This is a genomic window from Psychrobacter piscatorii (assembly GCF_001444505.1).
GTDB classification, from domain to species: domain Bacteria; phylum Pseudomonadota; class Gammaproteobacteria; order Pseudomonadales; family Moraxellaceae; genus Psychrobacter; species Psychrobacter piscatorii_B.
In genome coordinates this window covers 1-13,646 of record NZ_LNDJ01000073.1, presented here as the reverse complement: position 1 = coordinate 13,646, position 13,646 = coordinate 1, and the positions used below count along the sequence as shown (strand labels likewise).

The 13,646-nt window shown below is 43.8% G+C and carries 14 protein-coding genes; 10 read left to right on the top strand and 4 right to left on the bottom strand.

What is annotated here, in order from left to right; genetic code table 11:
• Positions 1-55: 55 nt before the first annotated feature.
• Positions 56-511, bottom strand: a complete 456-nt coding sequence (locus AS194_RS07685; protein WP_058024924.1) for an Lrp/AsnC family transcriptional regulator — start codon at positions 509-511, stop codon at positions 56-58.
• 147 nt (positions 512-658) lie between these two features.
• On the opposite strand from AS194_RS07685, the gene AS194_RS07680 reads away from it, so the two are divergent.
• Positions 659-1,576, top strand: coding sequence for a DMT family transporter (locus tag AS194_RS07680; protein WP_227511607.1), 918 nt, complete (start codon positions 659-661; stop codon positions 1,574-1,576).
• A gap of 299 nt (positions 1,577-1,875) precedes the next feature.
• On the opposite strand, the gene yaaA is transcribed toward AS194_RS07680, so the two are convergent.
• A complete protein-coding gene (yaaA, locus tag AS194_RS07675) occupies positions 1,876-2,688 on the bottom strand; it encodes a peroxide stress protein YaaA (RefSeq protein ID WP_058024923.1) in 813 nt (270 codons plus the stop codon).
• Between the two features lie 478 nt (positions 2,689-3,166).
• Here yaaA and AS194_RS07670 point away from each other — a divergent pair, with 478 nt between their 5' ends.
• From AS194_RS07670 to AS194_RS07640, 7 genes are all read left to right on the top strand, one after another.
• A complete protein-coding gene (locus tag AS194_RS07670) occupies positions 3,167-4,321 on the top strand; it encodes a Re/Si-specific NAD(P)(+) transhydrogenase subunit alpha (RefSeq protein ID WP_058024922.1) in 1,155 nt (384 codons plus the stop codon).
• Positions 4,322-4,418: 97 nt separating this feature from the next.
• Positions 4,419-4,757 carry a proton-translocating transhydrogenase family protein gene (locus AS194_RS07665; protein ID WP_058024937.1) on the top strand — a complete coding sequence of 113 codons (339 nt, stop codon included), beginning with the start codon at positions 4,419-4,421 and terminating at the stop codon, positions 4,755-4,757.
• Complete coding sequence (locus AS194_RS07660; protein ID WP_058024921.1) at positions 4,754-6,154, top strand: NAD(P)(+) transhydrogenase (Re/Si-specific) subunit beta; 1,401 nt, start codon at positions 4,754-4,756, stop codon at positions 6,152-6,154. The genes AS194_RS07665 and AS194_RS07660 overlap by 4 nt, the downstream gene beginning before the upstream one ends.
• Before the next feature lie 143 nt (positions 6,155-6,297).
• Positions 6,298-6,834: an acyl-CoA thioesterase gene (locus tag AS194_RS07655; RefSeq protein WP_058024920.1), complete on the top strand. Its 537-nt coding sequence runs from the start codon at positions 6,298-6,300 to the stop codon at positions 6,832-6,834.
• Positions 6,835-6,981: 147 nt separating this feature from the next.
• Positions 6,982-7,191, top strand: coding sequence for a Fe-S cluster assembly protein IscX (gene iscX, locus AS194_RS07650; RefSeq protein ID WP_021812734.1), 210 nt, complete (start codon positions 6,982-6,984; stop codon positions 7,189-7,191).
• 62 nt (positions 7,192-7,253) lie between these two features.
• Positions 7,254-7,757, top strand: a complete 504-nt coding sequence (locus tag AS194_RS07645) for a GyrI-like domain-containing protein (RefSeq protein WP_058024919.1) — start codon at positions 7,254-7,256, stop codon at positions 7,755-7,757.
• Between the two features lie 232 nt (positions 7,758-7,989).
• Positions 7,990-9,126 carry an HNH endonuclease gene (locus tag AS194_RS07640; protein ID WP_058024918.1) on the top strand — a complete coding sequence of 379 codons (1,137 nt, stop codon included), beginning with the start codon at positions 7,990-7,992 and terminating at the stop codon, positions 9,124-9,126.
• 75 nt (positions 9,127-9,201) lie between these two features.
• Here the strand turns inward: AS194_RS07640 and dapE are convergent, their stop codons facing one another.
• Positions 9,202-10,401, bottom strand: a complete 1,200-nt coding sequence (gene dapE, locus AS194_RS07635; RefSeq protein WP_058024917.1) for a succinyl-diaminopimelate desuccinylase — start codon at positions 10,399-10,401, stop codon at positions 9,202-9,204.
• A gap of 61 nt (positions 10,402-10,462) precedes the next feature.
• Positions 10,463-11,218, bottom strand: coding sequence for a 2OG-Fe(II) oxygenase (locus tag AS194_RS07630; protein WP_058024916.1), 756 nt, complete (start codon positions 11,216-11,218; stop codon positions 10,463-10,465).
• 140 nt (positions 11,219-11,358) lie between these two features.
• Between AS194_RS07630 and AS194_RS07625 the strand changes: the two genes are divergently transcribed.
• Positions 11,359-12,246, top strand: a complete 888-nt coding sequence (locus tag AS194_RS07625; protein ID WP_058024915.1) for a 23S rRNA (adenine(2030)-N(6))-methyltransferase RlmJ — start codon at positions 11,359-11,361, stop codon at positions 12,244-12,246.
• Positions 12,247-12,394: 148 nt separating this feature from the next.
• Entirely contained in the window at positions 12,395-13,198 is an 804-nt protein-coding gene (gene pssA, locus AS194_RS07620) for a CDP-diacylglycerol--serine O-phosphatidyltransferase (protein WP_058024936.1), read from the top strand.
• Positions 13,199-13,646 lie beyond the last annotated feature (448 nt).

Genomic DNA, 13,646 nt, shown 5'->3' with positions numbered 1-13,646 from the left:
TAGACTTAACGTCAGGGAAGGCCGTGCTCGAGATTGCCCATTAGTGTTAAAAATCTCATACGAAAATAGGTAAAGTCGTCTTGTTAATAATCTTTCTCACCGACAAATGAGTGTGTATATCTTTGACGCTAGCAAGTTTGTGCAGCTTACGTGTGAACCGCTCATAACCATCGAGATTGGGGCTTACCACTTCTAATAAATAATCATAAGAACCCGATACCACATGTCCATTGATGACCTCGTCCATATCGGACAAAGCATTCTCGAAAGCTGCAATAGACTCTTCTTGGTGGCTGTTGAGACGGACCTCCACAAAGAAACTCATGGTAATACCCGCTTTGGCTTTGTTTATGTTTGCTTGATAGTTCTCTATATAACCTTCATCTTCCAAACGTTTTAGGCGCCTTGCGCAAGGAGATGGCGACAGCCCTACGCGTTCGGACAGCTCCGCCGTAGATAAGCGTCCCTCTTTTTGGAGTACTTCCAAGATATGACGGTCGATTTTGTCCATAATTTACCTTTTGGTTTTTTAAGCCAGGAATTTTGATTTAATTGGCATTATCCACCAAATATTTGGGAAATTGCAATGAATAAATAGAGATAAAAGCGCGTATTTTAATCGATAATTGGTCTTTGTATACCAGCATAAGACAAGACTATGAATACGATATTTCACCCCTCAGCACGCAAAAACCCTTTGTACATTATGTCGCCTTTAACCAAAGGCTATGTGGCGATGAGCGTTGTCTTATTGATTTGGTCAGGATTTGCGTTGACTGTACGAGCGGTTGGAGCATCGTCGCTCAGCATTGCGGATGTCATGCTCATTCGCTTTAGTGTACCGCTAGTCTTGTTGACCCCTTGGGTACGCGCTAATTGGCATGACATCAAAAGCATCAGACTACCAGATATCATGTTTATTTTACTTGGCGGCGTGCCTTTTCTCCTGTTGGCGGCTTTTGGGGCTAGCACGGTGCCAGCAGCCTACATGGGGACTATTTTGACAGGGACACCAGTGTTCTTTGCTGCCTTACTGTCCTTTATTCTTTATCGTCAGCGAATATCGCTCGGAAAATTCGCCGCATTAATCCTTATTCTCTTTGGTATCGCTACTATGGTTGGCGGGAGGGCAGAGGCCATACCTAATAGTCTTCTGTATGGGGTAGGGTTACTGTTGATGGCAAGCCTGATTTGGGCGGGTTATACCTTGGGGTTAAAAAGCACCAAGCTAAGCCCAATAGTGATCGCTATCGTACTCTCTTATAGCTCTTTTTTTCTGACATTGGTGATGGTTTTATCTGGCATCATGGAGACCAATATAGGGTCTGTATCCTTTGATGAGGTGCTGCCTTTTATCTTAGTACAAGGCCTTGGGGTAGGAGTGGTATCAACCATTGCATTTTCTTATGCGGTCAAACAGCTGGGCTCCATTCGTACCTTATTACTTGGCTCTTTGTCCCCAGGATTAACCGCTATACTCGCTGCGTTGATACTCAAAGAGTCTCTATCAGTCATCATGATATGCGGAATCGTACTTAGTACCATTGGCGTCATTTTGTCCAATCGAGCGAAATAAATGATGCAAGTGTCATGGCGAATACGATTTGCAACCAATGAAAGATGAAGAAAATTGTAGGTTAGCTCACGGCTGGGAGATTATTGAAAAAGGTCGTTAATAATGCGCCATGGTTATTAGGCGATAAACTAAATGGGGCTAATTTTTATTTATTGATGGTGGCTCATTAGGTGCAAGCCCTAGGTTCTGTTGAACATTAAAATGTGGTACTACGCTGAAAGGCTGAGGCTAAAATCACCCCAACCGTTGCTGAAAATCTAGCCAAGGTCTCGGCATTACCAGCCGTTTTTTATATCAAGTTACTGATCCGCCGCATCGCGTCTAAACACCCACGTCTTATCATCAGACGCCTCTTTACAATAATAATAACCCGCTAAGTTAAAGCCTTTTAGCTGCTCCGCACTGGTCAGCTTATTGTCTGCTGCGTATTTGACCATCAGTCCGCGTGCTTTTTTGGCATAAAAACTAATGACTTTATACGTGCCATTCTTTTCGTCTTCGAACCGTGGCGTGATGATATCCGCCTTCAGTGCTTTCTTTTTCACCGCTTTAAAATACTCGTTCGACGCCAGATTGATCAAGACCTTGTCCTCACTATCTGCCATACGAGCATTGATAACGTCAGTTATTTCTTCTCTCCAAAACTCATAAAGATTATCACCGCGCGCGTTTTTTAGCTTTGTACCCATCTCTAAACGATAAGGCTGAATCAAGTCCAACGGTTTTAATACCCCATAAAGACCTGACAAAATACCCAGATGTTCATTGACATAGACAGCGGTTTCTTTATCCATGTGATACATATCAAGACCGGTATAAACATCACCGTCGAACAAGTAGCCCGCCGGCTTTGCTACATTACCAGACTCATCATCAGTAAACGGCTTATCTTCGCTCCAATGCCATTGTTGATTGCGCGTGGCATTGAGTTGCGCAAGATCATCAGAGATGCTCATCAGCTCTTGCAGATCAACGGGCTCTTTGGACTTCAATACTTTCATGAGTGACTGTGAGTGCGCGATCAGTTCAGGCTGACTATAGTAGTTGCCCAAGTTCACTGGTACAGCGTCTGTTTCATTCAAAGATTTGGCAGGAGAGAGCAAAAAATACATGGTGAGTCCTTATTATCGTGAGTCAATGACCGACCTGTTCAGGTGTCAAGCATTCTTATTATACGACAGCTGAGGGTTTAACTTGACTTGACCTTGAGTGTTTTATGTTTTTTTTAAGGGGATATGGCAATGCGTAAATGTCCATACAGTTAGCCTCTATTGAAGCGAGACCTTGTTATATAAGGGGTAGAGGTTTTTTGAAAAAATAAAAAACTTTAATATAACAACAAAAGTTATGCAGATGGTATCAATACCTAACTTTTTATCTTACTTGTTGGTCATCATTAGACAATGAAAGTTGGCAGATTATGTCTCTATAATAAAAAGGCATGATGGTAAACAATACATCATTTATTAAATTGATAGTCTTTATTTATGATATTGGATAAGTCATGGTTAAGGATTTTTGTCCCCTATGCTTTTGAAAATGCGTTGAGGGTATTAAGGGTAAGTCATTCTATATAAGTAAGGAGACGATATGAAAATCGGTGTAATCAGTGCAGATATCGCGAGTGAAAGCCGTGTCGCACTAACCCCAGACGCAGTCAAAAAATTGCGCAAGCTTGGGTTTGAAGTCGTCATTCAGTCAGGTGCAGGCCAAGCAGCGTATTATGCTGATGCGTTGTATCAGGCGGCAGGAGCCGACATTGCCAGCAGCAGCGCCGAGGTGATTGCCCAGTCTCAAATTATTACCACCATTCACGACTTGCCCGCCGAAGTGGCAGAGCATTTGAGTGCAGGCCAAATCGTCGTCGGTATGCTAGACCCGTATCGCAACACTCAGCTTGACACTTATGCGGCCAAAGGTGCGACGGCTTTTGCAATGGAGTTATTACCGCGCACATTATCACGTGCGCAAAACATGGACGTATTGTCATCGCAGGCTAACCTTGCTGGTTATAAAGCGGTATTGCTCGCGGCTAACGAATACTCTCGTCCTTTTCCTATGTTTATGACATCTGCGGGTACAGTCAAGCCAGCCAAAGTGGTTATTTTGGGCGTAGGCGTGGCAGGTCTGCAAGCGATTGCAACGGCAAAGCGTCTAGGCGCGGTTGTAGAAGCGAGTGATTTGCGTCCTGCGGCAAAAGAGCAGGTGGAGTCGCTGGGCGGTAAATGGCTGGATGTGCCAATGAGTGACGATGAAGCACAAAAAGCCAAAGCGACGGGCGGCTATGCGTGGACGCCATCAGAACAATATATCAAAGACCAAGCTGCAGTCGTCGACAAAGCATTAAGCAATGCCGATATTGTCATTACCACAGCACAGATTCCTGGTCGTAATGCCCCGCGTCTCGTGCACGCGGCAACCCTTGCCAAAATGAAAGCAGGTTCTGTCCTGATCGATATGGCTGCTGGTACCGGTGGTAACGTCGAAGGCAGTGTGCCAAATGAGACCATCACCACAGAAAACGGCGTACGTATCGTTGGTGCCGCCAATATCCCATCTATGCTAGCCGCACAGTCGTCAGATCTATACGCCAATAACTTGGTTAACTTTATCACGACTTTGATTGCACCTGCTGGCGACGATGCAGCAGCAAACGACCTTTCGCTTAACTTAGATATGGAAGATGAGATTCAGGGTGCACTGGCAGTGACCCACGACAACCAAGTGCGCTTGGCCAAACGCTAGCCCTTGCTGGTCGCCATACATTTGCCAGACACGAATAAATTTTTAGGAGGATGAGATGATCGCCACCATTTTAGCGGCAGCGCCTGCCGGTGCAGCCATGAGTAGCACACCATTTGTCGCGATTTTTACCGTATTTGTACTCGCTATCTTTGTCGGATACTACGTCGTCTGGGGCGTGACCCCAGCGCTACATACGCCATTGATGGCGGTGACCAACGCCTTATCAAGTATCGTGATCGTCGGTGCGATGCTACAGACTGTCCATATCGACGGCTCTATGTTTACACCGACCAGTTTGCTTGGTGCTTTTGCGGTATTTTTGGCCAGTATCAATATCTTTGGTGGTTTTGCGGTGACTGAACGTATGCTCGCGATGTTCAAACCCAAAGTAAAAAAAGCCCCAGCAGCAAGCACTGATAATGGAGGCGACGCATGAATGATTTATCAACAATGATTGCGGCGAATGCGGATTGGTTCTATCTGGTTGGTGCGATCCTTTTTGTTTTAACGTTACGCGGATTGTCGAGTCCAAAGACAGCGATTCGTGGCAACCGCTTTGGTATGGTAGCGATGGCGATTGCCGTCGTGACGACGTTCTTTTTAGCAGAAGGTCCTGTCCTTTGGCTCATTATTGGCGCGATGATTTTAGGTGCGCTGGTTGGTATGTGGAAGGCAAAAACCGTTGCCATGACGCAGATGCCAGAAACCGTAGCGTTGATGCATTCATTTGTCGGTTTGGCAGCGGTTGCGATTGCCCTTGCGACGGTATTACACACTGAGCAAGAACATGGCGCGGTTGCCCGTGTTGAGCTATTTATCGGTTGCTTCATCGGTGCGATTACCTTCTCAGCGTCGGTTTTTGCTTTTGGTAAATTAGCAGCAAAAAGCTGGGCAAAAACAGTCACTGGCGGCTGGGTAAAACCTGTCCAAGCCTTGCTATTTATAGCGATGATTGGGTTTGGCGGGGTGTATTTTGTCACGGATTCCTTGCCTGCGTTTTATGCGATGACAGTGATTGCAGTGATTTTTGGCTGGATGTGGATTGCGCCTATCGGCGGCGGTGATATGCCAGTGGTCGTGTCTCTATTGAACTCGTTCTCAGGTTGGGCGGCAGCAGGTATTGGCTTTACGCTGGGCAACTCGATGCTCATTATCGCAGGTTCGCTCGTCGGTTCCTCAGGTGCGATTTTGTCTTACATCATGTGTAAAGCCATGAACCGCTCTCTACTAAACGTTTTGTTTGGTGGTATGGGCACGTCAGCTGCTGCAGCAAGCGATGATGATGGCGCACCAAAAACATACAAATCAGGCTCAGCAGAAGACGCAGGGTTCCTTATGTCCAATGCCAGCAATGTGGTCATCGTACCAGGTTACGGTATGGCACAAGGCCGCGCGCAAAACGCGGTAAAAGAATTGTACGAGCTATTAAAAGAAGAAGGCGTTAATGTTCGTTTTGCCATTCATCCTGTTGCTGGTCGTATGCCAGGGCACATGAACGTACTATTGGCAGAAGCCGACGTGCCTTATGACGATATCCTAGAGATGGATGAGATCAATTCCGACTTTGCCAGTACCGATGTGGTCTTGGTCATCGGTGCCAACGACGTCGTCAACCCGTCAGCAAAAGACGATCCGACATCTCCTATCTTTGGTATGCCCATTTTAGAAGCTAACAAAGCGCAAACCGTTATGGTTATTAAGCGTTCGATGAGCACCGGCTATGCAGGTCTTGATAACAGCCTCTTCTATATGGACAAAACCATGATGATCTTTGGCGATGCCAAAAAGATGGTCGAAGAGATGGTACGTAGTATCAATGGTGGTGGTCATTAATCGCTAAAATCAGCTTTTCAGCATAAGTTTTGAGTATGTTTTCTCAAATAAAAAAGTCACTGAGGTGGCTTTTTTTGCGTTAAGGTATGCCACATTTATATGCAATTATTATTCACAAAAGATAAGTGTTAAAAGGGTTACTTATGAATATGTTACTGCGCTTTTTTATTATGGTCAGTTTGCTTAAGCAGCAGCTCAAGCATCAATCGACGAGCGGGACGATTAGTCTAGAGACATTGACCGCACCGACTGTCCGTCACTATCGGGTATTACCGCATGACATGGGGTTTCGCGATCATCTGCCCAATTATCGTTACTTGTCATTTATTGAACTAAACGTGACACGCTGGGTGATGGCACGCTGTCATCAAAAAGGCATCAAGCCTCTGAACTGGGTCATTGCTATGCAAGAGATGATTTATCTTAAGCAAATCAAATTTTTGGATAAAATGACGCTTAGTAGTGTGGTCGCAGGCTGGGATCACAAATACGTGTATTTTGAGCATCGATTTTTTGTCAAAAATCAGCTCATGGGCGTTGGTATGACCAAGTTTGTTTTTACCGATGACACCGGTATGCGCACGCCAGAGGTATTGGACATGACAGGGGAGCAATTGACAGATGTGATTAACACATGGAATAACCACCAAGTTGCTGTGAAATCGACCAAGTCAGCCTAAACCACATTGAAACCCAGTATTGAAAAATAGCACCCGATAATAACTTGGCTATAATCATTTGCTAAATTTTGGTAGGATAGAGTCCATCAAATCGCCAATACTAAGGCGACACTACTATTTCTAAAACGACTAAAAAAAGGTACCGTTATGACACCACAAAAATTAAAATGGACAGACAGCTTAGATATCGCGATTGAGCTTTATGAAAAATTTCCAGAGACTGATCCGCAGTACATACGTTTTACCGATTTGCATCGCTGGGTGACTGAGCTTGAAGGCTTTGATGATGATCCACAAAAATCAAATGAAGGTATCTTAGAAGCCATTCAAATGAATTGGATCGATGAAGCCGACTAATCGACTCTATAACGTTGAGCAGTGTTATCAATAAAAATTCAATAAATCAAAAAGGCCGCATCATGACATCACAAACTAAAGAGCTGCCAGAAGCGATAGCGTGTCTCGGTATCAGTGTTCGCACCACCAATCACGCTGAGATTAGCCACGACACTGCCAAGCTTGGTAGATTGTGGCAGAAGTTTTACCAGAATTACGCAGGACAGTTGCCTGAAGGCGAAGATATTTACGGTATTTATCATAACTATGAGAGTGATGATTTAGCAGGCGCGTTTGATGTTGTCGCTAGCTGGAAAACAGCCAGTGAGAAGGATGACCAATCAGACAGTGAGTGTACCGCCAGCACCAGTAATGTGGTAGAAGTCACCATTCCTGCAGGAAAGTACTTGGTATTTTCTGAAGAAGGCCACATGCCTAATACCGTCATGAATGCATGGGAAAATGCTTGGGAATATTTCAATGCGCCAGATTGTGAGCATACCCGAACATTTAATGTAGATTTTGAGCATTACATCGGTGGTAATCTAGAGTACGGTCAAGTGGATGTTTATATTGGGATTGAGTGAAGAGACTAGAGTAATGAATAGCAAATATTAATATGGTAATCAATGTTTTAAAGCGAGTTTTGAAGAAGAGAGTTATGAAGCTGAGGTTTATGGATTAGACGATCAATAGGTCTCTTGCAAAAGCATCAGTTCATTGACTTCTACTAACGGAGTTACGAGGCCTAGCAATAATTAATGCAAAAGGTCTAATATTCTATAGTTTATTGCACAGCATAATATATAAGGATAAAAAATGACTTCTTCAAAATGTGCTCTCTGTGATGTAGAAATCACTAAAGACAATAATACTAAAGAACATATCATTCCTAATGCTATCGGGGGAAGAAAAAAAGTAGAAAACTTCATTTGCGAGGACTGCAATAAGAAGTCTGGAAGGACATGGGATATTGCGTTAATTAATCAGCTAGAACCTTTTAGTCTCTTATTTGACATTAAGCGTGAACGAGGTGAGGTTAAGCCAAACAAGTTTACAACGACTAAAGGTGAAAAAATAACACTACGTGCAAATGGAACGATGACTTTAGGTAGCCAAAGTTTTAGGCAAACACCAATAGAAAGCGGTGGTACTCATTTTTCTGGCAAAGCTCAAACTATGTCACAAGCAAAAGATATGTTGAAGAGCATGAAAAAAAAGCATCCTGACCTAGATATAGATTCAATATCTGGAAGTTTGAAAGAGAACTCTATCTATTGCGAAGATGAGATAGTATTTGATATTTCTTTCGGCGGTCATGAGGCGGGTCGTTCTCTTGTAAAGTCTGCGGTTGCTTGGGCTTTTGAATCTGGTATTTCCCTAGAAGACTGTGATGAAGCTATTTACTATTTAAAAAATCCAAATGCTGAAAAGTGCTTCGGCTATTTTTACAAGTCGGACTTGGTAAAAAATCGCACAAAAGGAGTACCAATTCATTGTATATCAGTCAAAGGTTGTAGTAAAAAAAAGCAGTTGATTGCATATATAGAATATTTCGGTACATATCGGATAATCATACGCCTAGGAAGTAATTATCAGGGAAAAGATACTATAAGTACCTACGGTATCAATCCAATGACAGGTCAGACTATTGACTTGAAAGTAGATATAAATCTTTCCGATGATGAGATTATAGAAACCTATAACTACCAATCAATTTTCGAAGATAAAATAGAAGAAGCGCTATTTGAAGTGATATCAACGGCTCAGCAGCTATCTTGGAAGAAAGAAGCTGATAGAGTAGCCGATATTTCGGTCAATGAAGCATTTAAACAATGTGGTGTCAAAGAAGGTGAAGCTCTAACGGACGAGAATAAAAGGAAGTTTGTGGATAGTATATTAAACTCAGAAACGCTTAACTCTTTCCGTATGCATGGTTTAAAAAATAAAGATTAATATTATTGGTTCATGCTTTTATAAAAAAACGCCCAAGTTTCCTAGGGCGCTTTTTTTAATTATCATCGCTAATTACTAATCCAACAACAAATTCTCCAAAATCCCTTCATAAATCTGTGCAAGTTTGCCCAAATCATCGACTTCCACTTTTTCATCTACTTGATGAATCGTCGCATTGCGTACGCCAAGCTCCACAACTTGTGCCCCTGTTGGTGCGATAAAGCGGCCATCAGATGTACCGCCAGAGGTTGATAAGGTGGTGTCGACATCGGTGACTTTTTTGATGGCGTTTTGACAGGCCGAAACCAGTTTCCCTTCAGGGGTCAAAAACGGCTGACCAGATAACTTCCAATTGATGTCGTAACTGGCCTTACTATCAGCAAAGTGCTTATCAAAGATAGCATGCGTTTTTGCCTTTAGCTCATCTTCAGTCGTCTCTGTCGAAAAGCGAAAGTTAAAAACCACATTTAGCGTTTCAGGAATGACGTTGGTTGCACCTGTGCCGCCATTGATATTTGATATCTGCAATGAGGTGGCTGGGAAGTAGTCATTGCCGTTGTCCCATGCGGTAGAGGTCAATTCAGCAAGCGCAGACATCGCCGCATGAATCGGATTACAGGCCAAGTGTGGATAGGCGACATGGCCTTGTTTACCTGTAACAGTGAGCTCTGCACCTAATGAGCCACGACGACCATTTTTGATGATATCGCCTAACGTATCTGTGCTCGATGGCTCACCAACAAGACAATAAGTGATCTTTTCTTGACGAGCTTCTAAGGTTTCGATGACTTTGACCGTACCGTTGATTGATGGACCTTCTTCATCTGAAGTGATCAAAAAAGCAATCGAACCATTGTGCTCAGGATGATTGGCAACGAAACGCTCAGCCGCAATTGTAAAAGCCGCAATGCCTGTCTTCATGTCTGCCGCACCGCGCGCCCATAGATACCCATCAGCAATGGTTGGCGTAAATGGTGGATAGGTCCAGTTTTTTTCATCACCCGTTGGTACGACATCGGTATGACCAGCAAAGCAAATCACGGGGTCCGTCGTGCCACGGCGCGCCCACAAGTTTTTGACTTCAGCGTGTTCACCCTTTGCTTGTCTGTCACCATAGTACATAAACTCGCAGTCAAAGCCTGCTTGCTCCAAACGCTCTGACAATATGTCTTGGCAACCATCATCGTCTGGTGTGACAGATGGGCGTTCGAGTAGCGCAATACTCAAATCTAAGGTTGCTTGTTGGTGGGTGGGCTGTTGGTGAGAGTCTGACATGGGTTAGCCTTTTGTATAATAATGAAAATGTTAAATATAAATAGATAATGAAGAATAGGTGCTAAGCGTCTACTTCGACAAAGGGTACAAGACCGTCACGGCGCATCCACGTAGCAATAGAGTAACGCTGACGATGCGCGATCTGCACTTGATGCTGTAGGTCGCTATCAAAAATGATTAGTCTATTGGCAACTGGCATCACTTCATGGTGCGTGCCATGCTTATCAACGACTTCTAGCGCGCCGCCGTCAGTCGCTTCCCAATCATCATTAAGATAAAACACCGCTGAGATCACCCGTTCATCGCGCCCAGCAGGATTGTCGCTGTGCCATTGATAGCCAAAGCCAATCGGATAACACGCATAATGCGCTTCGCTATGACGAATACCCGCGAATAAGCTACGATTAAACAGAGCGGCCAGCGCGTTAATGCTTTGTAGATAGTAGTAGCCTGCAAAGAAGTTCTCGGTGATCCAGCGTATCCTATCACCGCGGATATCACTGATGCGAACACCAGCGGTTAGCGCCGCATCACGATAGTCAATAAAACCGCTTTCTGCTTGTAGCGCAAGTAATGCGGTCTTATTAAATACATTATCAATAGTGAGCCAGCCATCAGTGACAAATGTATCAAGCTGCTTATCCGTCAGCCTATCTTCCCAGCTGACTGCAAAATCAGAAAGTTGCAGTACCTGCTGGGTAGGCGCGTTTGGGTCGTCGTTATGACTGTCTGGAGATAGTAACGGAGGATTGTCCTGTCCTATCGGATGATCAACGACCAACGCTGTCTTGTTCAGGTTGCTAATAATCTGCGTCATTTCATCTCATTCTTATCAATCAGTGGTCAATATACCGCCATTCAATGCGTTTTTATTGAAAGGCTTACTAAAACCACATTATCTTTTACTCCGCCTATGCTACCATAGATGCAATTTTTCTTATTTAAACTTTTGAGATTATGAACTATAAACACGCCTACCACGCTGGTAACTTTGCTGATGTGGTTAAACACATTTTATTGGTACAACTGCTCAATCAATTGGGGCAAAAAAACAAACCGTTTTATGTGCTTGACGCTTATGGTGGCCGCGGACTGTATTCACTAAGCAGTGAAGAAGCGCGCAAGACAGGGGAGGCCAAAGGCGGTATTCAGGCTTTTTTGAAAGCAGATACCGAAAAAGCACCAGCCGCTGTCAAAGATTATATGGAAGGCATTAAACAAGCCAAATTCACTTACGACAATAAAGTCTATCCGGGTTCGCCGTGGTGGATTGCTCATCACGTCGAAAAAACCGCCGCTAAAAAACCTGATGCTGGCGTGCGCGCCGAAGCTTTTGAAGCCAAAGCGACTGAATATGATGCACTGAACTATCAGCTATATAAGCTGCCAATTGGTATCCAGCATCGTGATGCTTTTGAAGGTATCACCGCTGTTATTCCACCAAAAGAAAAGCGCGGTTTGATTTTCCTTGATCCTCCCTTTGAGCAAGAGCATAAAGACTTTACGCGCCTGATCGATTTATTAGTCTCGGCTTATAAAAAATGGCCACAAGGTACTTATGCGCTGTGGTTCCCAATCAAAAATATCGAAGCGGTTGAGTTGTTTTATAAAAAGCTCAAGCGTACCGAGATGCGTCGTCAGCTGGTTTGTGAGCTAAATATTTATCCTAATGATGTGGCCGTCGGTCTGAACGGTACAGGTCTACTGGTTATCAATCCGCCATGGCAGTTTGATAACCATGCTCGCGAGATATTACGTTTCTTGCAGCCAGTACTAAAAGTAGAAGATGCGCCAGACTTAACGCCTGACAGTGCGACCAATGTACGCTGGCTGGTTGGTGAATAGTGACGTCAGTAGATGGTGTCAGTGAACAGCAATATTGGCTAATAAGGATATCAAGATGACGAATATGCAGCCACCTGAAGGCGAACCAAATAACATGTCACCAAAAGAGGGAGCGTTGCAGGATAATGCAGCGACCCAGCCTCCATACATGGATGAGCATGAGTTTAATATTCGTCTAGCAGACAACGACAATTATGATGGTTTGACCTTTGAGGTCGTCGAGGCAGAGGTTGCAGAAGGTAAGCGTGTGGTCAGTCGCGGTGTCTATTTAGCGCCTAATTTGATTACAACTTTGTCACTGCTATCAGGGTTTTATTCAATTTTGGCAAGTACGCAAGGCGAGTTTTACAAGGCGGCTCTGGCTATCTTTTTATCAGGTATTCTAGATGGTGCCGACGGCCGCGTTGCCCGTATGCTTAATGCCCAAAGCCCGTTTGGTGAGCAATATGATTCATTAGCAGATATGCTCGCATTTGGTGTGGCCCCTGCTATGTTGGTTTATAGCTTTGCGCTAGAGCCGCTGGGTCGTATTGGGATTGGTTGTGCGTTCGTCTTTACTGCCTGTGCTGCCTTTCGTCTTGCACGCTTCAATGTGCAGGTGGGTATCGTCGATAAAAAATACTTCGTTGGTTTGGCAAGTCCGCTTGCAGCTATATTAGTAACAGCAGCGGTTATGGTTGCAGTTGATCATAACGAATGGATTGGTCAGTACGATACGGCGATCATGTTTTTATTCGCAGCGTGGGTGGTTATTTGTGGTCTGCTCATGGTCAGTAATGTTAAGTACTACAGCTTTAAAGAGTTTGATAAAAAGAAAGTACCCTTTGTGGTGCTTATCATTGGTGTACTGGTCATGAGTATCGTGCTCTATGATATACCTGTTGGTATCTTGGCGATCGGTATCATTTATGCGTTATCTGGTATTGTGACTACGATCAAAGCAAAGATCTAAGAGTAAATATGAGTTTTACTGAGATAAAAAAAGGGACTTGCCAATAGGTGAGTCCCTTTTTTTATACGTTATTTACTATAAAAACAAGGTGTTATAGTCAATCCACTAAAAAAGCGTTACAGCGTTAACCTCGCTTGAAGTATGACGTATACATCTGCACTCGGTCGCCTTGTACCACTCTTAAATTGGATCAACTATATTGAAGAATATTCTACTATCAGATACGTTTTATCCTTGCATAATAGCCATTCATTGTGTTTCTGAACGAAATGTACATCCAAACGAAGGGGCTGTCCTAGATAACTAGTTCAAACCCTGTTTTGCATAACCATTGTAAAATAGATAAAACTATTGAAGTGTATAAACCATTGGAATATCTCTACAATTTGATGTTTGCCAAGGCAGTGAGCAAGACCCTCGAAATAATCCTTGACCCAGCCTCAAACCT